Source organism: Actinophytocola sediminis (assembly GCF_054779715.1).
Map to the genome: position 1 here is coordinate 14,734 of NZ_BAAGXS010000098.1, position 21,484 is coordinate 36,217.

Consider the following 21,484-nt stretch of genomic DNA (forward strand, 5'->3'; position numbering starts at 1 on the left):
CCCAATCCGCCGTCCGCGATGTCGCGGGCGACCTGGCAGGCTCGAGGAGACCGTCGATGAACAAACAGGAACTCAAGGTCGTCGGTGCGTCGGCTGTCGGCACGGCGTTCGAGTGGTACGACTTCTTCCTCTACGGTGCGCTCATCCCGGTGATCGGCAGCAAGTTCTTCAGCGACTACGGCGCGGCCGCGCAGACGGTGTTCGCACTGCTGACCTTCGCCGCCGGGTTCATCGTCCGGCCGATCGGGGCACTGGTGTTCGCGCGGATCACCGATCTGGTCGGGCGCAAGGTCGTGTTCATGATGACGTTGGTGCTCATGGGGGTGTCGACCGTCGCGGTAGGACTCCTGCCGACGGCCGACGAGATCGGCATCACCGCGCCGATCCTGTTGGTGACCTTCCGGATCCTGCAGGGGCTCGCGGTGAGCGGCGAGTTCGGCGCCGCGGTCACCTACGTCGCGGAGTACGCCCCGCCCCGGCAGCGGTCGTTCTTCGTCGGCTGGCTGACCGGCACGACCGCGCTCGCGTTCAGCTTGTCACTCGGCGTGCAGCTGGCCGTGGAGTCCATTGTGGGCACGGCGGCCTACGAGTCGTGGGGCTGGCGGGTGCCCTTCCTCATCTCCGTGCTGCCACTCGCGTTGTCGGTGTGGATCCGGAGCAAGCTCAACGAGAGCCCGCTGTTCCTCAAGATGAAGCAGGACGGCACCCAGGCCAAGGCCCCGCTGCGGGAGGCTTTCGGCTCGCGGGCCAGGGTGCGGATGATCGCGATCGTGTTCGTGATGGCGGCCGCGCAGTCGTTCATCGGCTACCTGTCGACCGTCTACATGCTCACCACGATGAAGACCTACCTGAAGGCCGACTCGTTCACCGTCAACGCGATCTTCATGGTGATCATGCTGATCGGCTTCTTCCTGTGCGTGTTCGTCTGCTGGCTGTCCGACCGGATCGGGCGGCGGCCGGTGCTGTTCGCCGGACTGGCACTGGCGGCGGTGCTCGCCTTCCCGATCACCAACGCGATCACCGCCACCACCAACCCGGACCTGGCGGCGGCGCAGGAGAACGTGTCGGTCGTGGTCAGGGGCGACCCGGCCGACTGCTCGTTCCAGTTCAACCCGGCGGGCACCGCCGAGTTCACCACCGACTGCGACCGGGCGCGCAACGTGTTGCAGGCCAACTCGGTCATCTTCGACCGGCAGGACGCGGCCGGCCAGACGACGGTCGTGGTCGACGGCACCGAGATCGCCGGCGGGCCGGACCTGGAGAGTGACATCGTGGCGGCGATCAGGGCGGTCGGTTACCCGGTCGACGGGTCGACGACCACGATCAGGATCGACGGGATCGGCGACTTCTTCGACGGCCCGGTGCTCGGGGTCGCCCTGCTGCTCCTCGCGCTGGTCGCGCTCGCGCAGCTGGCCCAGGGCCCGGCCGCGACCACGATGGCCGAGGTGTTCCCGACCAGGATCAGGGCGACCGCACTGTCCATCCCGTACCAGCTGGGTGTCGGGGTCTTCGGCGGACTGCTGCCCGCGACCATGGTGGCGATCGGCGCCGAGGTCGGCAGTTTCACCTCGGCCCTGTGGTACCCGGTCGGCGCGATGGCGCTGGGCCTGGTGGTCCTGCTGTTCACCCTGCCGGAGACCCGTGGCGTGGACCTGGCCGAAGTCCGGCTGGCGGGGGACACGGCGGACGAGTCCGCTCGTCGGGCCGGGTGAACCCGATGCCGATCATCGACGTGTCGCTGGTGGCCGGCCGCTCCGAGAGCGAGCTGCGCGGGCTGATCACCGCGGTGCACCAGGCGGTGGTGGACAGCCTGGGGGTGCCGGGGGAGTCGGTGCGGGTGCTGGTGCGTGAGCTGCCGCCCACCCGCTGGGCGGCCGGCGACGAGACCATCGCCGAGCGCCGGGCACGCTGACGCGCGCGGGGCCGCGGCCCCCGCGCGGTGCCGGTTCAGTCCCGGAAGTGGGTGCTGGTCCACCCGCCGTCCACCGGGATCGTCACGCCGGTGACGAAGGCGGCGTCGTCGGAGGCGAGGAACGCGAAGACCTTCGCGACGTCCGCCGGCGTGCCGACCCTCGGCAGCGGACGGGCGCGGGTCACCAGGTCGTCGAACGCCCCCTCGGCGATCTTGGCCCTGGTCGCCGGCGTCTCGATCAGGCCGGGCGCGACCGCGTTCACCCGGATGCCCCGCCTGCCGTAGTCGGCGGCCAGCTGGCGGGTCAGGCTCGCGACCGCGCCCTTGGCCGCGGAGTACGACGCGGACCCGGCCACGCCGGTCAGCGCGAACGACGAGGACGTGTTGACGATCGCCCCGCCGCCGTCGAACACCCGCACCGCGCGCCTGCTGAGGGTGAACGCCGTGCCGAGGTTGGTGCGCAGGAAGAACTCGAACTGTTCGTCACTGGTGTCGGCGGCGGCCGCGTCGCCCGCCCTGCCGGCGATGTTGGCGAGCACGTTCGGTGTGCCGACGGTCGCGGCGCAGTGGTCGAACACCCGCTCGGCGGCGCCCGGCACGGTGAGGTCGATCGCCAGCGTGGCGACCGCCGAGTCCTCGCCGAGCGCGGCCAACCCCGACTCGTCCCGGTCAACGGCCAGCACGGTCGCGCCGCGCGCGACGAACAGGGCCGCGGTCGCCTGCCCGATGCCCGACGCCGCGCCGGTGACGATCGCGGTCCTGCCCCTGAGCTGTTCGGTCACGTGTTCCTCCATGAAGGTCGGCGTCGTCGCGATCATCCGCCGCGCGTCCGGGCCTGACCACCTGGTGTTTCCGCTGGCCGGGAACCGACACTGGCGTCCGGGGAGCCGACCGGCCCCACCGCCGCTTCGCCGGCGTTCCCGGTGACCGGAAACGGTCCATTGTGCACGGTCCGGGCCATGGCGCAGGGTGGGTGGCAAGCGAGGGAAGAGGAGGACGACCAGTGGAATCCTGCTGGCACGTGATCGCGGGCGAGGAGGTCGCCTCGGCGGACGGGGCGACGTTCGAGTCCATTGACCCGTGGACCAGGGCGCCGTGGGCCTCGGTCGCGCTCGGCTCGGCCGAGGACGCGCGGCGGGCGATCCAGGCGGCCCGGCGGGCCTTCGACGACGGGCCGTGGCCGAGGATGAGCTTCGTGGAGCGGGGCGAGATCCTGCACCGCCTGGCCGACCTGCTGGTCGAGCACGCCGACGAGCTGGCGCTCGCGGACACCACGGACATGGGCAAGCCGATCAGTCAGACCGCGGGCCACGACGTGCCCCGCGCGGCGCGCAACTTCCGGTTCTTCGCCGACCACTCGCGGATCACGCCCGCCGAGACGTTCCCCATGCCCGGCGGGCATCACGCCTACACCCAGTACGACCCGGCGGGGGTGGTCGCGGCGATCGCGCCGTGGAACTTCCCGCTGATGATGGCGAGCTGGAAGGTCGCACCGGCCCTGGCCTGGGGGAACACCGTCGTGCTCAAGCCGGCTGAGCAGTCCCCGGCATCGGCCACGATCCTGGCGCGGCTGGCGCTGGCGGCCGGGCTGCCCCCCGGCGTGCTGAACGTGGTGCACGGGTACGGCCCGGACTCCGTCGGCCAGGCGCTCACCGAGTCCCCCCTCGTCGACCGGATCACCTTCACCGGCGAGTCCACCACCGGGCGACTGATCTCGCGGGCCGCGGCGGCGAACCTGACGCCGGTCAGCCTGGAGCTCGGCGGCAAGGGCGCCAACATCGTGTTCGCCGACGCCGACCTGGACCACGCGGTCCGCTGGGCCATCCAGGCGGTGTTCGGCAACTCGGGCCAGGTGTGCCTGGCCGGCAGCAGGCTCTACGTGCAGCGCGCCGTGTACGAGGAGTTCCTCGCCAGGTTCACCGCCGCCGCCGACGCGATGGTGCTCGGCGACCCGAAGGACCCGGCCACCGAGATCGGCCCACTGTCCTCACAGGAGCACTACGCGAAGGTCGCCGGTTATCTCGACATCGCCACCGCCGACGGTGCCCGCCTGCACACCGGCGGTGTCGGCGCGGGCTGGTCGGTGCGCCCGACCGTGGTGGTCGGCGCGGGCCAGCGGGACCGGGTCACCCAGGAGGAGATCTTCGGACCGGTGGTTGTGGTGCTGCCCTTCGACGGGGAGGCCGACGCGGTGGCCGCGGCCAACGACACGCCCTACGGTCTGAACGCCATGCTGTTCACCCAGGACCTGTCCCGCGCACACCGCGTCGCGCGTGCGCTGCGGGTCGGCACCGTGTGGGCGAACTGCTTCTTCGTGCGGGACCTGCGGGCGCCATTCGGCGGCGCGAAGGACTCCGGCGTCGGCCGGGAGGGCGGTGCCTACAGCAGGGAGTTCTTCACCGAACCGAAGGCGGTCGTGATGGAGATCGCCGCATCGTGAACCAGCAGGGAGCCAGGATGATTCGCGCCGTCAGCACTCGTAACGCACCCACCGTCGGCTTCTCGACCGGGACCGCCGCGCCGCTGTCCCAGGCGATCGTGCACGGCGACACCATCTACTGCTCGGGCACCGGACCGCTGGACCCGCAGACCCGCACGATCGTCTCCGACGACTTCGCCGAGCAGACCAGGCAGACGCTGGCCAACCTGGTCGCCGTCGTCGAGGCGGCCGGCGGGCGCCGGGAGACGATCCTCAAGTGCACGTGCTTCGTGCGGGACGTGGCGAACTTCCCCACGTTCAACGCGGTCTACCGGGAGTTCTTCGCCGGCGCCCCGCACTTCCCGGCGCGCACGACGGTGATCGCCACGCCGCACCGGACCGGGGTGCAGGTCGAGGTCGAGTGCGTCGCGGCCGTGGCCGGGCCATGACCGACCTCGTCCTGCTCGGCGGGCGGGTGTATCCCCTGGACGCCGGGCACACCGTCGCCGAGGCCCTCGCGGTCACCAGTGGCCGGGTGTCGGCCGTAGGGTCCACCGAGGACATCGCCGCGCTCGCGGACGGGCGGACGACGGTGGTGGGGCTGGCCGGGCGCACGGTGATCCCGGGGCTGGTCGACTCGCACTGCCACTTCGAGCACGCCGGGCTGGCCGGGCACACGGTGTCGTTCGCGGGTGTCCGCGGACTCGCCGAGGCGCTGGACCGGGTCGCCGCCCTGGCCGGCACCCTCGGCCAGGACGAATGGGTGGTCGGTCAGCTGTGGAACCCGGTGCTGCAGCTCGCCGAGGGCCGCGCGCCCGACCGGCACGAGCTGGATCGCGCCGCGGGCGGCCGGCCGGTCTTCCTGCCGGAGGGCCACGCCGCCTCGGCGAGCACCGCCGCGCTGCGCCTGGCCGGCATCGACCAGGCCGGGCACGACGGCCGCCTGGTCGAAGGCGACGTGCACCCGGTCGCGCGGGTGGTGCCGGCCTGGACGGCGGCGCGCCGCGCCGAGCAGTTCGTGGCGGCCATGCGCGTGCTCAACGGGCACGGGATCACCTCCGTGGTGGCGGGCGCGCTGTCACCCGGGGACGTCGAGGTCGTGCGCGCGCTCGCGGAGACCGGCCGGTCGACGGTCCGCGTGGCCGCCATGGTCACCCCGACCGGCGAGCTGAACCCCGCCGTGCCCGTGGACCGGTGGCGGGCGCTGGTCGCGCCCGGGCCACCGGAACCGGTCGGCGACCGGTACCTGACCCGGGGCATCAAGCTCCAGGTCGACGGCGGCATGACGCTCGGCACCGCGGCCACCCGAGAGCCCTACCTGACCGACCAGGCCTACCGCGGTGAGCTGTTCACCGACCGGGCCAGGCTGACCGCGCTGGTCGACGCCGCCCACCGCGCGGGCTGGGCGGTCGGCACGCACGTCGTCGGCGACGCCGCGATCGACCTCGCGCTGGACGTCTACGAGGCGACCGGGCCCACCCGGCCGCTGCCGGACGTGCTCATCCACGCCAGCCTCATCCAGCGCGACCAGATCGCCCGCGCCCGCACCCTCGGCGTGCGGGTGGCCGCGCAGCTCCCGTTCCTGTGGCGCAACCGGGACGCGATCGCCGGACACCTCGGCGACCCGCGCGCCGAGCGGGCCGTGCCGTTGCGCGACCTGGTCGACGGGCTCGGCCTCGACGCCGTGGCCGCCGGCACCGACTACCCGGTCAACGACCTCGACCCGTGGCAGAACATCCACGCCATGACCACCCGGCGGGACGCGACCGGCCGGGAGGTCGGTGCCGCACAGGCGATCACGATGGCCGAGGCGCTGGCGCTGTACACCACGGCCGGCGCCGCGCACACCGGCGAGCAGGCGGTCAAGGGCAGGCTCGAGCCGGGCATGCTCGCCGACCTCGCCGTCCTTGACACCGATCCGTTCACCGGCGGCGACCCGCGCCCGACCCGCACGCTCATGACCGTGGTCGGCGGGCGGATCGTCCACGACACCGGTCAGCTCGACAGGAGGTAACCATGCACCCCAGCCAGATGCCCATCGTCGCCCTGCGGGAGGCGGCCGACCGGCTGCGCGACAGCGGCCGGCGCGTCCAGGTGCTGTGGCAGGAGAGCGAGTCACTCGCCTTCCTGGCCCGCGGCCGGGAGTACCGCAGCGAGTTCCACCTCAACCCGAGCGACGAGGTGATGCTCATGGTGCGCGGCACGATGGACCTCCACTACCGCAAGCCGGAGGGCGGCGCCGACATCGCGGTCATCCCCGAGGGCGGGACGATCTTCACCCCGACCGGGATCGCGCACTCGCCCCGGTTCGCACCGGACGCGTTCGTGCTGGTGATCGAGCGGCTGCGCCGGCCGGGCGAGCTGGACCGGTTCCGCTGGTTCTGCCAGCGGTGTGACGAGTTCCTGCACGAGGAGGCCGTGCACGTCACCGACTACCGCACCGATCCGGTCGCCGGTGCCTACGAGCGCTTCTACGGCGACGTGGCCGCCCGCACCTGCACGGCGTGCGGCACGGTCATGCCGGACGAACGCCGGTGACCCCGGTCGGCGAGCTGGTCCTGCGCGCGTTGCGGGCCCACCCCGACCGGATCGCCTTCCGGCACGGGGAAACCGCACTGTCCTATCGGGACGCTCAGGAGCTGGTGTCTGGTCTGGTCGAGCTGCTCGACCAGGACACGGTCGTGCAGGTCCGGCGAAACGATCCGTTGCAGTGGCTGGTGACCGCGGCCTGTTACGTCGCGGGCCACCGGTCGGCGGGGATCGCGCCGGGCACGCTGACCGACGCCGAACTGGCCGAGCGGCTGGCGCGGATCGGTCCGGCACAGGTGCTGACCGACACCGACCTCGCCGTCCCCGTGCCCAGCGGCCACCCCGTCGCGGTCGCGCCGGCGGACACGGTGGTGCGGTTGGCGTTCACCTCCGGCACCACCGGGCCGGCCAAGGGCGTCGAGCTGACCAGCGGCGCGCTGGGCGCGGTCGCGACCATGCTCCGGGACACGCTGCCCTGGCCGGCGCGCCCCCGGGTGTTGTGCCCGGAGCTCGTCTCCGGCGGCTTCGGGAACATGGTGGTGCCGACCCTGTTGTCGGGCGGGACTTTCACCATCCCCGAGAAGTCCGGTGTGGACGGTCTGCTCGCCGCAGCCCGCGCCACCCGCCCCACGGTCCTGCTGCTGATGCCGCCGGGCCTGCGCGCCGTGCTCGACCACCCCGGCGCCGCCGACGTCGACTGGTCGGACCTCGGCCTGGTGGTCTACAGCGGCACCACGCTCACCGGCGAGGAGATCGACCGCGCGCACGCGCTGTTCGGTGAGGTGTTGTGCCAGGTGTTCGGCCAGGTCGAGGTGCCCAAGACGATCGCGTGGAGCGCGCCGGCCGACCACCTGGGGCCCCACCGCTCGTCGCTTGGCCGGCCCTTTCCCGGCATCGAGGTCCGCGTCGACGCGCCGCCGGGACAGGCCGGTGAGCTGTGCGTGCGCGGGCCGAACACCGCGCGGGCCTACGCTTTCCCACCCGGGTCACCGGTCCGCGACGGCTGGCTGCGCACCGGCGACGTGTGCCGCCTCGACGACGGCCACCTGTACCATCTCGGCCGGGTCCGATGAACCGCCCGGTGGTGGACGTGCACACCCACGCGCTGCCGATGCCGCTGCTGTCGTGGTTGTCCGGCCGGGGACTCGCCGAGCACGGCGACGGCACCGTGCGGCTGGACCCGATGGTGTCCGGGATGCCCGCCGGCGCGCCGATCCCGCTGCCCCCGGCCCAGTACGACGTGGCGGCGCGGCTGGCCGACATGGCGGCCACCGGCGTCACCCGCCAGCTCGTGTCCCTGCCGCCGTTCGTGACCTGCGCCGACGCCACCGACGAGCGGACCGTCCTGGACGTGGTGCGCCGAGGCAACGACACCCTGGCCGAGCTGGTCGCCGGTCGTCGCGGGGTGCTCGACCCGCTCGGCCAGGTCCCGCTCGGCACCCCGTCGGCCACCGCAGAGGCCGCGCGCTGCCTGGAGGACCTGGGGTGCGCCGGGATCGCGATCGGCTCCCGGGGCCTTGGCCGCGAGCTCGACGACCCCGTGCACGAACCGTTGTGGGAGTACCTCACCGACCGGCGCGCGTTCGTCTTCCTGCACCCCAACAGCGTCCCCGGCGGCGCCCGGCTGGCCGACTACTGGCTGCCCCAGCTCGCCGGGTTCCCGATGGAGACCGCGCTCGCGACCGCCAGGCTGGTCCTCGGCGGCGTGCTCGAACGCCACGACCCCCGGATCTGCCTCGCCCACGGCGGGGGCTGTCTACCGGCCCTGCTCGGCCGGCTCGACCTCGGCTGGTCCCGCAAGGCGGTCGCGCGCACCACCCCGTACCCGCCGAGTGACTACCTGCGCCGGCTGTACTACGACACGGCCACCTTCTCGACCCCGCTGCTGGGCAGGCTCGTCGAGGACTTCGGCGCCGACCACGTGCTCCTGGGCACCGACTACCCGTTCGAGCTGGCCGACACCGATCCACTTGGCACGGTCGCGGCGCTGGGGCTGTCGCGGGTGGCCGAGGCGGTGATCGAGTCGGGCGCGATCACCGCGCTGCTGGCCGGATCGGCGTGACCTCCCCAGGTCGGCCGATCCCGTCGTAGCCCTTGGCCAGTTCGCGGGTGATCGACAGCGCGGCGAGCCGCAGCGCCGGTTCGACCGCGGTCAGCGACCGGGTGCGCGTCACGGTGTGCGACACGACCGACAGCGCGGCCACGATCCGCCGGTCCGGTCCGAAGATCGGCGCGGCGACGGACGCGGTGCCCAGCGAGAGCTCCTCGGCACAGCGGGCGATGCCGGCCGCGCGGATCTTCCGCAGCGACCGCGCCAGCAGGCCGGGCATCACGATCGTGTGCGCGGTGTACCGCTTCAGCCCGGCCGCCAGCACCGACTCCTGGAACTCCCGCGACGCGTGCGCCAGCAGCACCTTGCCGACCCCGGTGGCGTGCAGCGGCGACCGCCCGCCGACCCGGGTGACGACGTCGACCGACCGGCGGCCCCACACCCGTTCCACGTAGAGCACCTCGTCCCCGTCCCGCACCGCGAGGTGCACGTTCTCCGCGGTCGCCTCGTAGAGGTCCTGCATGAACGGCAGCGAGACGTCCCGCAGCGTGCGGGGCTGCGGGCACAGCGAGCCGAGCTCCCACAGCCGCAGGCCGATCCGGTAGACGCCGTCGCGATCCTTCTTCAGCGCGGCCAGCTCGACCAGCTCGGACGCGATGCGGTGCACCGTGGACACCGGCAGCCCGGTCGCGGCGGCCAGTTCGCTGAGCCGCAGCGCGGGCCGCTCCTGGGAGAACGCGTTGAGCAGCGCGAACACCCGGCTGGACACACTCCGGCCGGCGCGGCCGTGCTCTGCTGCGCTCATGATCGGCACCGGTTCGGTCATGGCCGTCCCTCCGTCCGGGCGGCGGCCGGGTTGTCGGCCAACCGTACCTCCGCCGAGCGCGATCGTCGCAGGTCACGAGCGATCGACCCGATCATCCCCGTGGTCATCCGACCCGCAGCAGCAGCTTGCCGGAGACCGTGCCGGCGGCGAGGTCACCGAGCGCCCTCGGCGCCGACGCGAGCGGCACCACCTCGTGCACGTGGTCGCGCAGGCGCCCTGCCCCGGCCCAGTCGAAGATCACCCGCAGGTTCGCCGCGAACGCGGCCCGGTCCCGGCGGACGAACTCGCCGAAGAACACCCCGACCACCGAGGACCCCTTCACCAGCGGGATGTTCAGCCCGACCCGGGGGATCACGCCGGAGGCGAAGCCGACGACCAGGTACCGGCCACCCCACGCGACCGCCCGCACGGCCGCCTCGCCGACCGCGCCGCCGACCGGGTCGAACACCACGTCCGCGCCGCTCTCGGCCAGCTCCCGGAGCCGTGCCCGGAGGTCGCCGTCCCCGTAGGAGAACGTCTCGTCGGCGCCGTGGCGGCGCGCCGACTCCGCACGGTCCACTGTGGACGTGCCGGCGATCACCCTGGCGCCGAGCAGGTTTCCCACGTCGACCGCGGCCGAGCCGACCCCGCCCGCCGCGCCGAGCACCACGAGCGTCTCGCCCGCCAGCAGCCCGGCCCGCTGGACCAGCGCGTGGTAGGCCGTGGAGTACGTCACCAGTACCGTGGCCGCCTGCCGGTCGCTGACGTGCGCCGGCAGCACGGTGACCCGGTCGGCGCGGACCACCAGGGCCTCCCTGGCGCACCCGTACTCCTCGTTGCCCGCCACCCGGTCGCCGACCCGCACGGCGGCCACCCCGTCGCCGACGGCGGTGACCGTGCCCGCGTACTCGCTGCCGGGGGTGAACGGCGGCTCCGGCCGGACCACGTGCCGGCCGGCGATGATCAGGGTGTCGTGGAAGTTCAGCCCGACATGGCTGACCGCGACGACGACCTCGCCCGGCCCTGGCCGCCGCGACGGGATGTCGAGCACCTCGAGGTCCTCCGGCGTGCCGAGCCGGGTGCAGACCAGCGCGCGCATCAGCGTGCCTCGTCCGGTGCGCCGACCACGCCATCGGCCAGCAGCCCGTCGATCTCGGCCGGGGTGAAACCGGCCGCGCGCAACACTTCCCTGGTGTGCTCGCCGAGTTCGGCCGGCCGCGTGCGCAGGCCGGGCAGCTCACCGTCGTAGCGGACGGGATGGCTGACCACGGTCGCCCGTTCACCGTCCACATCGAACTCGGTGAGCAGCCCCTCGGCCGCCACCTGGGGATCGGTGCGCACCTCGTCGTAGCCGGCCACCTTCTCGAACCAGAGACCCCGCTGGTCCAACCGGCGCGCGAACTCGGCGTAGCTCATGCCGGCGAGCACCCCGGCCAATGTCGCGGTGTACTCGGCGCGGTCGGCGCGGCGCGCGTGCTGGTCGTAGCCGGCGAGCAGCGGCGAGCCGAGCGCGTCGCCGAGACCGTCCTCCGCGCCGCTGATCGCGATCACGACCGACGCGTCCCGCAGCCGGTAGACCCCGTAGGGCGGGTCGATCGACCAGCACGCCAGCTCGGCCGGGCGCCGGAGGTCCGCTGCGGTCGCCCGGCCGGAGAAGTACAGCGCGAGCGACTCCGCCTGGAGATCCAGCCCGGCACCGAGCAGGCTCGACTCCACCCGGGTGCCCACCCCGGTGACCAGCCTGCGGGCGTAGGCGGCGAGCACTCCCAGCGCGAGCAGCGCCGCGCCGTGGTGGTCCACGACCGGCGTGCCGGCCGCCGTGGGGTGCTCGCCGGTCGCGTCGATGAGCCCGGTCCGCGCCTGCACGAGCAGGTCGACGCCCGGCCGGCCGGCCATCGGGCCGCGGGCGCCCCAGCCGCTGGCGGAGGCGTAGATGATGTCCGGCCTGATCGCCCGCACCGCCTCGTACCCGAGGCCCAACCGGTCCAGCGCGCCGTCGCGGTAGTTCTCCAGCACGACGTCGGCCCGCTCGATCAGCGGTCGGAGGACGCGGGGCGCGTCCGGGTGCTTGAGGTCGACCGCGATCGAGCGCTTGTTGCGGTTGACCGACAGGAACGTGACGCTGCGCCCGGCGAGGCGGATTCCGCCGCTGCCGACCCGCCGCTCCCAGGACCCGCCCAGCGGTTCGACGGTCACCACGTCCGCGCCGAGATCGGCGAGGTACTGGGAGGCGGCCGGTCCCTGGACGAAGTGCGTGAAGCCGAGCACCGTCATTCCGTCGAGCATGCGACCTCCCGTGTGGTGCCGGCGTAGCGGAACCGACCCTAGGAACCCGGCCCACCAGGTCCCAACACCTCGTTTCCGCACAATGGAAACGCGGCCGGTCGCCGGGGAAGCCGGTCGGGCACCCTTGTCCACATGGCACAGACGTTCGCCCCCAGCCGGATCCGGCTCCCGGACCGCGTGGTCAACTGCGTGGTCGCGGGGGAGGGGCCGGCGGTACTGCTGCTGCACGGGTGGCCGCAGACCGGCCACGCCTGGCGGCACGTGGTCCCGTCGCTCGCCGACCGGCACACGGTCGTCGTTCCCGACCTGCCGGGGTTCGGCGCGAGCTCCCGCCTGCCCGGCGGCCACGACAAGCGCGCGGTCGCGCGGACCGTGCACGAGCTGATGACCCACCTCGGGCTCGCCCGGTACCACGTCGTGGGGCATGACGTCGGCGGGCAGGTCGCCTACCCGCTCACCGCCGAGCACGAGGACGCGGTGACGAGCCTGACCTTCGTCGAGGCGGGCATCCCGGGTCTTGGCGACAGCGTCGCCGCCGCGAACCCGCTGACCGGCGGGTCATGGCACTTCGGCTTCAACATGGTGCCCGATCTCCCGGAGTTCCTGCTGGCCGGCCGGGAGCGCGGCTACCTGGAGTTCCTGTTCCACCGCGACATCGGCCTGTACGTCACCGACGCGATCGACGACGCGGCCTTGGACCGGTACACGCGTGCGCTGGCCGCGCCCGGCGCCGTGCGCGCCACGATGGACTACTACCGCGCGTTGCCGACCGACATCGCCGACAACCGCGCCCTGTGCGCCCGGCGCCCGGTGCGGGTCCCGACGCTCGTGGTGGGCGCCCGGCACGGCGTCGGCCTCGGCTGGCTGGACACCGTGGAGCAGGCGGCGACGCGCGTGACGGCGCGCTGGGTCGAGGACTGCGGGCACTACGTGCCAGAGGAACGCCCCGCCGAACTGACCAGGATCCTCACCTCGTTCTGGGAGCAGGGCGCGTGACCGACGTGGTGGTGATCCCCGGCGCGTGGCACGGCGCGGGACATTTCGCGGCGCTGGCCTCGGCACTGACCGCGCGCGGCCACCGGGTACTGGCACTCGACCTGCCCGGCCATGGCGGCCGCGCCCGGTTCCCCGCGAGCTACCTGACCCGCGACCTGGCGGCACTGCCGGTGGAGCGGTCGCCGCTCGCCGACCTGACCCTCGACCAGGTCGCGGCGGACGTGGTGGCCGCGCTGGGCGCCTTCCCCGCGCCGCCCGTCGTGGTCGCGCACAGCATGGGTGGCACCGTCGCCACCCGGGTCGCGGAGCTGGCGCCGGAGTCGGTCGCCTGCCTGGTCTACCTGGCCGCGTTCCTGCCGACCCGGCTCGGCGCCGCGGGCGCCTACCTCGGCCTGCCGGAGGCGAGTGGCGCGCTGGGGGCCGGCCTGTACCTCGGTGACCCGGCCGCGATCGGCGCCGTCCGCATCGACCCGCGCCGCACCGATCCCGGCTACCAGGACGAACTGCATGCGGCGTACTTCTCCGACCTGGACCGCCGGGACTTCCAGGCGCTGGCCGCGTCGCTCACCCCGGACCAGCCGCTGTCATTCCTGACCGACGCCACGGGCGCGACCGCGGCGCGGTGGGGCAGCGTGCCGAGGACCTACGTGCGGACCGTCGCGGACCGCGCGCTGCCCGTCGCGCTCCAGGACGTCATGATCCGCCACGCCGACGAGCTGGCCCCCACCGGCCACCAGGTCACCCTCGACGCGGGGCACGCGGTCTTCGCCGCCCGGCCGGCGCGGGTGGCCGACGTGATCGAGGGCTCTTCCCGCGCAGTGGAAACGGACCGTTGAACGCCGGGGGTTCCGGCGCGACAGTCCACGCCATGGACACATCCGAGCGGGACGAGATCGTCGCCGCGCTGCTGGCCGCCCACCGCACCCGGCAGCCGATCGAACCGCTGCCCGCCGACCTGACCGTGGACGACGCGTACGCCGTGCAGCTCGCGCAGGTCGAGCACTGGTGCGCGGCGGGCGCGGTCGTCAAGGGACACAAGGTCGGCCTCACCTCGCGGGCCATGCGCCGCCAGCTCGGCGTGGACGCCCCCGACTACGGCCACCTGCTCGACCCGATGTTCCATCCGGAGGGCACCCCGATCGACACGTCCGGCCTGCTGGCGCCGCGAGTCGAGCCGGAGGTCGCGTTCGTGCTCGGCCGGCCGCTGCGGGGACCGGGGTTGACCGTGGCCGACGCGGTCGCCGCCGTGGACTTCGTGCTGCCCGCGCTGGAGATCATCGACTCCCGGATCCGGGACTGGCGGATCGGGCTGGCCGACACCATCGCCGACAACGCGTCGTCCGGCGGGGTGGTGTTGGGGGGCGCACCCAGCCGACTGTCCGATGTGGACCTTCGAATGATGGGGTGTGTGCTTCGCCGTGATGGTGTGGTGGTCGGCACCGGTGCGGGTGCCGCCGTGCTCGGCTCGCCGCTCAACGCGTTGGTGTGGCTCGGGAACACGGTGGGGGAGCGCGGCATCGAGCTGGCGGCCGGGCACGTCGTGCTGCCGGGTTCGGTCACCTCGGCCGTGCCGGTGGCGGCCGGCGACGTGGTTCAGGCGACGTTCGCCGGACTCGGCTCGGTGACGGCGGTGTTCTCCTGAACGACAGGTACTGGCCTCAGCGGTCGAGCCGGGCCAGGTCCGGTGGCACGAGCGTGGTCGACTGCACCAGTTCGGTGAGCAGGTTGTGGTTGAGCAGGTTGCCGACCGGCTCGCCGACCTCCTCACGGACCAGGCCGTACACGCCCTGGGCGGACAGCCGGGTGCGGACCTCGGTCACCGTGTGCTCGACTCGTTTGACCGTCCAGTCCTCGGACGGCGCCAGCTCGGCGAGTTGCGCGGCGGCCTGTCGCCTGCTCAGCGGCTGGGGGTTGGCCTCGTGCAGCAGGTACCGCTGACCGACTACCACCAGCACCAGCCGCTCGTCCTGGCTGAGCCGGTAGGGGCTTGGCGGCACGGTCGGCTCGCGGTGCAGCGACACCGGCCGCCCGCCGTCGTCCCCGGCGACGTACAGCTCCAGCAGGTGTTCGCGGCGGCCGGAGCCCCGCACGAACAGCGGGGTGTACCCCGCGACCAACGGGATCTCCTCCTCGTCGCGGAACAACCACCGCGAGCCGGGCAGCCGGATGGGCATGTGTCCGGTGTTGGCGACCCACCACTGGCCGCCCGCGTTGGACAGCACGCCGTGCAGGCGGCTGACCCGCCGGTCGTCCTCGCCGATGCACACGTGCACCTCCGGCCGGTTACGTCCGAACAGGACGGTCCGGCCCTCCTGCGGGCTGACCACGATCCCCCCGGTGACCGCCAGCGCGGACAGCGCGCCGGGCGGTGGCTGCGAGATCCCGCCGGCCAGGCTTCGGTGTCCACGTTCGAGTCGTCGCGCGCCCTGTGGCGTCAGTGCCTCGTTCACTCGACCACCTCCCGGATCGCGTCGCGTCACCACCAGCATGCCGCCACGTCCGGGGACCCGTCCCCGATCCCCGATCCCCGCAGGTCAGCGCGGCAACGCCGCAGCCGCGGTCGTCGCGAACTCCCGTGCCACGGCACAGTAGTCCTCGGCACGGTCACCAGCGACCGTCACATCCACCGTGCCCCTCGGCTTTCCACCGGGATGATGGAACACGCGGACCGTGCAACCGGTGTCCGCGTCGGCCTCGACGACCGCGTCGTGATCGCCCAGCCGGACCCTCGGTGCCTGGAGTAGTTCCTCCGTCGCGTGTTGGTCATAGCGGAGACGGACCTCCACGTCCTCTTCCGGGGTCTCCCACCGGCACGCCCAACGACCGAACTCGGGCTCCGGGTCCGGGCCGTCCGGGGAGAGCGCGGCCAGCACGCGGCCGTCCAGGAGTTCACAGGCGTCGAGGTGGGCCAGGGAGTCGCGACTGAACGGGGCGACCCGCCGGGGAATCGGGCCGCGGCCGAGCACGTCCAGCACGGAGTCCACCGCGACATCGGCGACCTCGCACAGATTCACCGAGTTCCTCGATGGTTCCTGCTTCGCCGTGACCCGGACCCCGTAGTTGTCGTCGACCACCACCGTGCGATCGCAGGTATCCGTGTCCGACTCCCGGTTGATGACCGCCAACGGCTCACCGACCATCTCGTGGGACGCCTGGTTGACCAACTGGACCTCGAGGTCCAGGGGGTCCGCGTCCCGAATGCCGATCAGCGCGTCGCACCGGTTGAAGTTGCCGACGGTGCTGTCCAAGGCGGTGGTGCCGAACCGGGCCTCCAACTCGTCGCTGTCCAGCAGTGCGCACGGATCGGGGGTCCGCTCGTCGCCGACGAGCCCGGACGGCGTGTTGCTCGCGTTCGACACGAGGAGTGTGACCGTCACCGTCGCCGCCGCCGCGATCAGCACCGCGGCCGCACCCCACCGGTACACCGGGCGGCGCCAGCGGGGCCGGCACGCCCGTGCCGTGGTCCGGAGCGTCGGCACGGGCGTGCCGTCGTCGCCATCGCCGCCGAGCAGCCGCAGCACCTGCTCGGCGGTGGGGCGGCGTTCCGGCCGGGGCTCCAGCATCTCGGCCAGTGGTGTGGCGAGCGGGCCGGCGTGGGTCATCGGGTGCCGTTCGTTCCGGCGTACCCGGTCGAGCACCTCGTCTGGTTCGCCGGTGCCGAACGGCGGCGTGCCCTCCACCGCCGCGAACAGCGTGGCGCCGAGCGAGAACACGTCCGAGGCCGCGGTCGCTCTCCGGCCGTCGGCGACCTCCGGCGCCGCGTAGCCCGCGGTGCCGCTGAACGAGCCGTCGTGGGTCAGTGTCACCTCCCGCCACAGCGAGATGCCGAAGTCCGTGAGCTTCGCGAAGTCGCCGTCGTCGACCAGGATGTTGCCGGGCTTGACGTCCCGGTGCACGATGCCCTTGGCGTGCACGGCGACCAGCGCGGCCGCGATCTGGAAGCCGATCCGCGCGACCCGGTCCGCGGGCAGCCGGGTGTTGTCCGCCAGCACCGTCTCCAGGCTCGCCGCCGGGGCGTGCTCCATCACGAGCCAGCACTCGTCGTCGTCCACCGTGTCGAACACCGAGACGGTGTTGGGGTGGTACACCTGCGCGGCGGTCTCCGCCTCCCGGCGGAAGCGGAGCCGGTCGGCCTGACTGGCCATCAGGTGCGGTTTCTTGAGTGCTACCAACCGTTTGAGCTTCTGGTCGAAGGCGGTCCAGACGATTCCGCCGGAGCCCCAGCCACATGCGTCCTCGAGCCGGTAGCGCCCGCCGATCAGGTCCCCAGTGCGCACTCCGCGTATCTTACTATCTTCGGAAAGTCACGTGTCGAGGAAGTCGGTCCCATAAATTCCTGCTCGGTGCCCGTGCGCTGTTAGCGATAACAGAGATGGCACACCACTTGGATTATTCAGCTCTGTTTCCGTTGGCTGATGACGGAAATGCACTCTTGAGTGGGCGCGCGGCAGTCTGTTAGCGTTCACACATAAAGTGGTTTCGGGCACACCGGTTCGCCGTGCTAGGAGATCATCCGTGAACAGACGGCTGAAGATCAGACGTTGGCTGGCCCGGCTCAGCATCGTGGCGCTCACCGCCGCCAGCACCGCCATGGCTGTCGCGTCGCCCGCACAGGCCGCGTCGGGTTACGTCTACACGACGTTCAAGGGTGACGCCGCCGCCGACCAGGAGCTCTGGGTCTACTCGTCGGCCAACGGCACGGACTTCAGCGTCCTGGCCGACACCAACTACCGCGGCCCGTCCGGTGTGCTGCGCGACCCCAGCATCATCCAGCACAACGGGCTCTACTACCTCGCCCACACCGTCCAGTCGTGGACCACGAACTCAACCTACTTCAACATCGCCGCCAGCCCGGACCTGGTGAACTGGACACACGTCGCGAGCGTCAACTCCGGCGTGGCCAACACGCGGTTCACCTGGGCACCCGAGTTCTACGTCGAGGGCGGCACCATCCGCGTCATCGTGAGCATCGCCCAGACGACCTGCGACAACTGTTTCCGGCCCTACCTGTTCACCGCCCAGAACAGCTCGCTGACCTCGTGGAGCGGACCGGCACAACTGGGCGGGCTCGGCTACAACTACATCGACACCTACGTGGTGAAGTCGGACAACACCTACCACGCCTTCGCCAAGAACGAGACCTCCAAGTACATCGAGCACTGGATCAGCACCAGTCTCACCAGCGGCTGGAGCAACCAGGGCCAGCTGTGGACCTCGGGCTACGAGGGACCGGCCGTGCTGCGCATGAGCGACGGCTCCTGGCGCATCTGGATCGACAAGTACACCAACGGCGGCATCTGGACGGCCACCAGCGCGAACCTGAACTCCTGGTCGGGCCTGAGCCAGATCACCTGCCCCGGCTGCCGTCACGGCACGATCCTGCCGGTGGCCGACCTGCCAGGAGCCCCACCGGCCTATCGCGTGACCAACCGCAACAGCGACAAGGTGCTGGACGTCGTCTCCGCCTCCACCGCGGACAACGCCGAGATCAAACAGTGGACCTGGAACGGCGGCGGCAACCAGAGGTGGACTTTCCAGGACGCCGGCGGCGGCTACTTCCGCGTCGTCAACCAGGCCAGTGGCAAGTGCCTGGACGTGGCGAGCGGCTCGGCCGCCGACGGGGCCAACATCATCCAGTACACCTGCGGCGGCGGCACCAACCAGCAATGGCAGTGGCAGGCCACCGGCAGCTACTTCCGGCTCGTCGCCCGGCACAGCGGCAAGTGCCTCGACGTCGTCGACTCCGGCACCGGCGACGGCGCCGACATCCAGCAGTACGCCTGCGGCAGCGGGAACAACCAGCAGTGGAGCCGTACCCAGGTCTGACCGGGAAGGGAACCTCGATGTCCGTGCGGAAGAAGATCAGCACAGCGCTCGCGGTGGTGCTCACGGTCGCTCTCGGCCCGGCGGTGCCCGCCTCGGCGGCGCCCGGGCCGTCGTTCACCAACCCGCTCGTCGGCGCGCCCAACAGCGCCGATCCGTCGATCGTGTACAGCGGCGGAAACTGGTATTACGTTGCCACGACATGGTCCTCGCAGATCGTCATGCGTCGGTCGTCCACAATGGCCGGTTTGAAGACGGCGGCGGAGCAGACGGTGTTCTCCCTGGCTCCCGGGCCTGGCTGCTGCACGATGTGGGCCCCGGACCTGCAGTGGATCGACAACCGGTGGTACCTGTACTTCTCGGCGGAGGCCTCACCTGGCCAGGGTGAGCGGCGGACCGGCGTGCTGGAGAGCGCCGGCACCGATCCGTTGGGCCCCTACACCTATCGGGGAATCCTCAACCTGGAACCCAACAACGGCTGGGCGATCGACGGCAGCGTGGTCCGGTTCAACGGCTACGCCAACCATTTCGTCTACTCCGCCTTCCGCGGTGGCGAACAGAGCCTGTTCATCGCCCCGATGTCCTCGCCGGTCCAGGTCTCGCGCAACGGGGTGCGGATCTCGTCGCCGACGCTGTCCTGGGAGCGCCAGGGCGGCGCGGTCAACGAGGGCCCGTACGCCGTGTACAACGCCGGCAGGACGTTCCTGACCTACTCGGCGAGCTTCTGCGGCACCCCGGACTACAAGCTCGGCATGCTGACCTGGACCGGCGGCGACCCGATGTCGGCCAGCTCGTGGACGAAGAAGTCCACGCCCATCTTCGAACGCAACGACGCCAACGGCGTCTACGGCCCGGGGCACGCCTCCTTCGTCAGATCACCGGACAACGCCGAGACCTGGGTCGTCTACCACGCGAACTCCTCGGCCGGCCAGGGCTGTGGCACCACCCGCACCACCCGGGCGCAGAAGATCGGCTGGAACTCGGACGGCTCGCCCAACCTCGGCGTCCCGGTCCGCACCGGGACCTCGATCGAGGGTCCTGCCGGCGACTCATGATGGGACATCCGATGCCACTGATCACGCGCCGGTTGCTGGTCACCATGGTGCTGGCCGCGCTCACCGCCATGGCCGTGGTCGTCCCCGCGCCGCCGGCCACCGCCGCCACCAGCCAGTTCCGCGGCATGAACTGGGCGGTACTCGGCGACAACTTCAGCACCGGCACGCTCGTCGTGCAGGGCTTGAGCCAGTCCGACAGCAACGCGACCGTGCGGGCCAAGGCCAACGCCCTCTACGACGACATGGCCGCCACCATGGGGATCAACACCGTCCGGCTGCCCATCAACACCCACACCGTGGCCAACACGACCTGGTGGGCCGCCTACCGCGGCGCCATCGACGCCGCCACCGCCAGGGGCTTCAAGGTCATCCTCGCCTACTGGGAGGACGGCGCGGCCGCCGGCGGCCGGATCACGAACCTCGCCGCCTGGAACACGATGTGGTCCAGCGTGACCAACACCTACGGCTCGAACGGCAACGTCTACTTCGAACCGATGAACGAGCCGCACGGCTACTCGTCGGCGGAATGGCGCACCGTGGCGGCGAACTGGCTCAGCTACCACACCTCGGCGGTGCCCGGCCGGGTGCTCATCGGCGGCACCGGCTACAGCCAGGACCTGCGCGACGTGTGCAACGACAGCCGCTTCAACGCGACGCTGCTGTCCTTCCACCACTACGCCTTCTTCTACGACCCGATGACCGACGACGCCTTCCGAAGCCACATCCAGACGCGTCTTGGCAACTGCGCCGCCCGCGCGGTCGCGACCGAGTTCGGCGCGCCGATGTCCACCGGCCTGAACTACGGCGACGCGAACAGCGCCGACAACTTCGTGCGGCACATCCGCGCGATGGCCCAGGTGTTGCGGGACAACCAGATGGGCGGCACCTACTGGCCGGCCATCGGCGGCAAGCCGACCGACAACCTCGGCTACGACTACTACTCGATGTTCGCCCTCAGCGGCAGCGGCACGAGTCTCAACCTGGCCGTCCGCAACACCTCCGGCGCCGACCGGATCCGGTATGCCTGGGGCGACGACTCCACCCCGCCGCCGGGACCGTACTACCGGATCGACGTGCGCCACAGCGGCAAGGCCATGGACGTCCAACAACCCAACACCGACGACGGGGCGCGCGTCGGCCAGTACACCTACGGCGGCAACGCGTGGCAGCAGTGGCAGTTCCAGGACGCCGGCAGCGGCTACTGGCGGATCATCAGCCGCCACAGCGGAAAGTGCCTCGACGTGGTGAGCGCGTCGACCGCCGACGGCGCCGAACTGGTCCAGTACACCTGCGGCAGCGGCACCAACCAGCAGTTCCAGCTGGTCGCCGCCGGCAGCTACTTCCAGTTCCGCGCGCGACACAGCGGCAAGTGCGTCGACGTGCCGGCCGCCTCGACCGCCGACGGCGTGATCCTCAAGCAGTATCCGTGCAACTCCGGCACCAACCAACAGTGGTCGCGCACCGCCAGTTGACGATCAGTGAGATCATCTCAATAACATGGATAAATCGCATTCTTGGTTTCAAATTAATCAAACGAAATAACCGTGCGCCGGTGCCCGTTTTGCGGTTACCATGCCCTCAGGGGAGGGCATCGTGATGTTATGTCGAA

20 protein-coding genes are annotated in these 21,484 nt (G+C 71.8%); 14 read left to right on the forward strand and 6 right to left on the reverse strand.

Going from position 1 to position 21,484, the window contains the following annotated elements:
- Positions 1–56 precede the first annotated feature (56 nt).
- Together ACYVIP_RS41605 and ACYVIP_RS41610 are read left to right on the forward strand one after the other, a co-directional pair.
- The gene (locus ACYVIP_RS41605) at positions 57–1,712 is read left to right on the forward strand and encodes an MFS transporter (protein WP_460406609.1); all 1,656 of its coding nucleotides are present in this window, start codon (positions 57–59) and stop codon (positions 1,710–1,712) included.
- Between the two features lie 5 nt (positions 1,713–1,717).
- The gene (locus ACYVIP_RS41610) at positions 1,718–1,912 is read left to right on the forward strand and encodes a tautomerase family protein (protein WP_460406610.1); all 195 of its coding nucleotides are present in this window, start codon (positions 1,718–1,720) and stop codon (positions 1,910–1,912) included.
- Between the two features lie 35 nt (positions 1,913–1,947).
- On the opposite strand, the gene ACYVIP_RS41615 is transcribed toward ACYVIP_RS41610, so the two are convergent.
- Entirely contained in the window at positions 1,948–2,694 is a 747-nt protein-coding gene (locus ACYVIP_RS41615; RefSeq protein WP_460406611.1) for an SDR family NAD(P)-dependent oxidoreductase, read from the reverse strand.
- A gap of 221 nt (positions 2,695–2,915) precedes the next feature.
- Here ACYVIP_RS41615 and ACYVIP_RS41620 point away from each other — a divergent pair, with 221 nt between their 5' ends.
- Genes ACYVIP_RS41620 through ACYVIP_RS41645 form a run of 6 tightly spaced genes read left to right on the forward strand, consistent with a single transcriptional unit; the run spans position 2,916 to position 8,922 of the window.
- Positions 2,916–4,352: an aldehyde dehydrogenase gene (locus ACYVIP_RS41620; RefSeq protein WP_460406612.1), complete on the forward strand. Its 1,437-nt coding sequence runs from the start codon at positions 2,916–2,918 to the stop codon at positions 4,350–4,352.
- Between the two features lie 17 nt (positions 4,353–4,369).
- Positions 4,370–4,780 carry a RidA family protein gene (locus tag ACYVIP_RS41625; protein ID WP_460406613.1) on the forward strand — a complete coding sequence of 137 codons (411 nt, stop codon included), beginning with the start codon at positions 4,370–4,372 and terminating at the stop codon, positions 4,778–4,780.
- Positions 4,777–6,345 carry an amidohydrolase gene (locus ACYVIP_RS41630; RefSeq protein WP_460406614.1) on the forward strand — a complete coding sequence of 523 codons (1,569 nt, stop codon included), beginning with the start codon at positions 4,777–4,779 and terminating at the stop codon, positions 6,343–6,345. Before ACYVIP_RS41625 ends, ACYVIP_RS41630 begins: the two co-directional genes overlap by 4 nt.
- Positions 6,346–6,347: 2 nt before the next feature.
- Positions 6,348–6,869, forward strand: coding sequence for a 3-hydroxyanthranilate 3,4-dioxygenase (locus ACYVIP_RS41635; RefSeq protein ID WP_460406615.1), 522 nt, complete (start codon positions 6,348–6,350; stop codon positions 6,867–6,869).
- A complete protein-coding gene (locus tag ACYVIP_RS41640) occupies positions 6,866–7,933 on the forward strand; it encodes an AMP-binding protein (protein WP_460406616.1) in 1,068 nt (355 codons plus the stop codon). The genes ACYVIP_RS41635 and ACYVIP_RS41640 overlap by 4 nt, the downstream gene beginning before the upstream one ends.
- Positions 7,930–8,922 (forward strand): amidohydrolase family protein, encoded by a 993-nt coding sequence (locus ACYVIP_RS41645; protein WP_460406617.1) that lies wholly within the window; start codon positions 7,930–7,932, stop codon positions 8,920–8,922. Before ACYVIP_RS41640 ends, ACYVIP_RS41645 begins: the two co-directional genes overlap by 4 nt.
- Here the strand turns inward: ACYVIP_RS41645 and ACYVIP_RS41650 are convergent.
- The 3 genes from ACYVIP_RS41650 to ACYVIP_RS41660 form a co-directional block, all read right to left on the reverse strand.
- Positions 8,894–9,736, reverse strand: coding sequence for an IclR family transcriptional regulator (locus ACYVIP_RS41650; protein WP_460406618.1), 843 nt, complete (start codon positions 9,734–9,736; stop codon positions 8,894–8,896). The two genes, ACYVIP_RS41645 and ACYVIP_RS41650, sit on opposite strands and share 29 nt — an antisense overlap.
- A 103-nt stretch (positions 9,737–9,839) precedes the next feature.
- Entirely contained in the window at positions 9,840–10,814 is a 975-nt protein-coding gene (locus ACYVIP_RS41655) for an NADPH:quinone oxidoreductase family protein (protein ID WP_460406619.1), read from the reverse strand.
- A complete protein-coding gene (locus ACYVIP_RS41660; RefSeq protein WP_460406620.1) occupies positions 10,814–12,001 on the reverse strand; it encodes a CaiB/BaiF CoA transferase family protein in 1,188 nt (395 codons plus the stop codon). The genes ACYVIP_RS41655 and ACYVIP_RS41660 overlap by 1 nt, the downstream gene beginning before the upstream one ends.
- Before the next feature lie 132 nt (positions 12,002–12,133).
- On the opposite strand from ACYVIP_RS41660, the gene ACYVIP_RS41665 reads away from it, so the two are divergent.
- From ACYVIP_RS41665 to ACYVIP_RS41675, 3 genes are read left to right on the forward strand one after another with little or no spacing between them, the layout of a single operon-like run.
- Positions 12,134–12,997, forward strand: coding sequence for an alpha/beta fold hydrolase (locus tag ACYVIP_RS41665; RefSeq protein ID WP_460406621.1), 864 nt, complete (start codon positions 12,134–12,136; stop codon positions 12,995–12,997).
- Positions 12,994–13,833, forward strand: coding sequence for an alpha/beta fold hydrolase (locus ACYVIP_RS41670; protein ID WP_460406622.1), 840 nt, complete (start codon positions 12,994–12,996; stop codon positions 13,831–13,833). The genes ACYVIP_RS41665 and ACYVIP_RS41670 overlap by 4 nt, the downstream gene beginning before the upstream one ends.
- 32 nt (positions 13,834–13,865) lie before the next feature.
- Positions 13,866–14,639: a 2-keto-4-pentenoate hydratase gene (locus tag ACYVIP_RS41675; RefSeq protein ID WP_460406623.1), complete on the forward strand. Its 774-nt coding sequence runs from the start codon at positions 13,866–13,868 to the stop codon at positions 14,637–14,639.
- A gap of 16 nt (positions 14,640–14,655) precedes the next feature.
- Here the strand turns inward: ACYVIP_RS41675 and ACYVIP_RS41680 are convergent, their stop codons facing one another.
- A complete protein-coding gene (locus ACYVIP_RS41680) occupies positions 14,656–15,447 on the reverse strand; it encodes an FHA domain-containing protein (protein WP_460406624.1) in 792 nt (263 codons plus the stop codon).
- Positions 15,448–15,531: 84 nt separating this feature from the next.
- The gene (locus ACYVIP_RS41685) at positions 15,532–17,274 is read right to left on the reverse strand and encodes a serine/threonine-protein kinase (RefSeq protein ID WP_460406625.1); all 1,743 of its coding nucleotides are present in this window, start codon (positions 17,272–17,274) and stop codon (positions 15,532–15,534) included.
- A gap of 238 nt (positions 17,275–17,512) precedes the next feature.
- On the opposite strand from ACYVIP_RS41685, the gene ACYVIP_RS41690 reads away from it, so the two are divergent.
- Genes ACYVIP_RS41690 through ACYVIP_RS41700 form a run of 3 tightly spaced genes read left to right on the forward strand, consistent with a single transcriptional unit; the run spans position 17,513 to position 21,347 of the window.
- Positions 17,513–18,823, forward strand: coding sequence for an RICIN domain-containing protein (locus tag ACYVIP_RS41690; RefSeq protein ID WP_460406626.1), 1,311 nt, complete (start codon positions 17,513–17,515; stop codon positions 18,821–18,823).
- Between the two features lie 17 nt (positions 18,824–18,840).
- On the forward strand, positions 18,841–19,875 hold the full coding sequence (locus tag ACYVIP_RS41695) for a glycoside hydrolase family 43 protein (protein WP_460406627.1): 1,035 nt from the start codon (positions 18,841–18,843) through the stop codon (positions 19,873–19,875).
- A gap of 11 nt (positions 19,876–19,886) precedes the next feature.
- Positions 19,887–21,347, forward strand: a complete 1,461-nt coding sequence (locus ACYVIP_RS41700; protein ID WP_460406628.1) for an RICIN domain-containing protein — start codon at positions 19,887–19,889, stop codon at positions 21,345–21,347.
- The last annotated feature ends 137 nt before the right edge of the window (positions 21,348–21,484 follow it).

Excerpts from the sequence above, each read along its gene's own strand:
- ACYVIP_RS41695 (WP_460406627.1), top strand. The coding sequence starts at position 18,841 with ATGTCCGTGCGGAAGAAGATCAGCACAGCGCTCGCGGTGGTGCTCACG.
- ACYVIP_RS41610 (WP_460406610.1), top strand. The coding sequence starts at position 1,718 with ATGCCGATCATCGACGTGTCGCTGGTGGCCGGCCGCTCCGAGAGCGAG.
- ACYVIP_RS41675 (WP_460406623.1), top strand. The coding sequence starts at position 13,866 with ATGGACACATCCGAGCGGGACGAGATCGTCGCCGCGCTGCTGGCCGCC.
- ACYVIP_RS41655 (WP_460406619.1), bottom strand. The coding sequence starts at position 10,814 with ATGCGCGCGCTGGTCTGCACCCGGCTCGGCACGCCGGAGGACCTCGAG.
- ACYVIP_RS41605 (WP_460406609.1), top strand. The coding sequence starts at position 57 with ATGAACAAACAGGAACTCAAGGTCGTCGGTGCGTCGGCTGTCGGCACG.
- ACYVIP_RS41645 (WP_460406617.1), top strand. The coding sequence starts at position 7,930 with ATGAACCGCCCGGTGGTGGACGTGCACACCCACGCGCTGCCGATGCCG.
- ACYVIP_RS41650 (WP_460406618.1), bottom strand. The coding sequence starts at position 9,736 with ATGACCGAACCGGTGCCGATCATGAGCGCAGCAGAGCACGGCCGCGCC.
- ACYVIP_RS41625 (WP_460406613.1), top strand. The coding sequence starts at position 4,370 with ATGATTCGCGCCGTCAGCACTCGTAACGCACCCACCGTCGGCTTCTCG.
- ACYVIP_RS41630 (WP_460406614.1), top strand. The coding sequence starts at position 4,777 with ATGACCGACCTCGTCCTGCTCGGCGGGCGGGTGTATCCCCTGGACGCC.
- ACYVIP_RS41635 (WP_460406615.1), top strand. The coding sequence starts at position 6,348 with ATGCACCCCAGCCAGATGCCCATCGTCGCCCTGCGGGAGGCGGCCGAC.
- ACYVIP_RS41660 (WP_460406620.1), bottom strand. The coding sequence starts at position 12,001 with ATGCTCGACGGAATGACGGTGCTCGGCTTCACGCACTTCGTCCAGGGA.
- ACYVIP_RS41700 (WP_460406628.1), top strand. The coding sequence starts at position 19,887 with ATGCCACTGATCACGCGCCGGTTGCTGGTCACCATGGTGCTGGCCGCG.
- ACYVIP_RS41665 (WP_460406621.1), top strand. The coding sequence starts at position 12,134 with ATGGCACAGACGTTCGCCCCCAGCCGGATCCGGCTCCCGGACCGCGTG.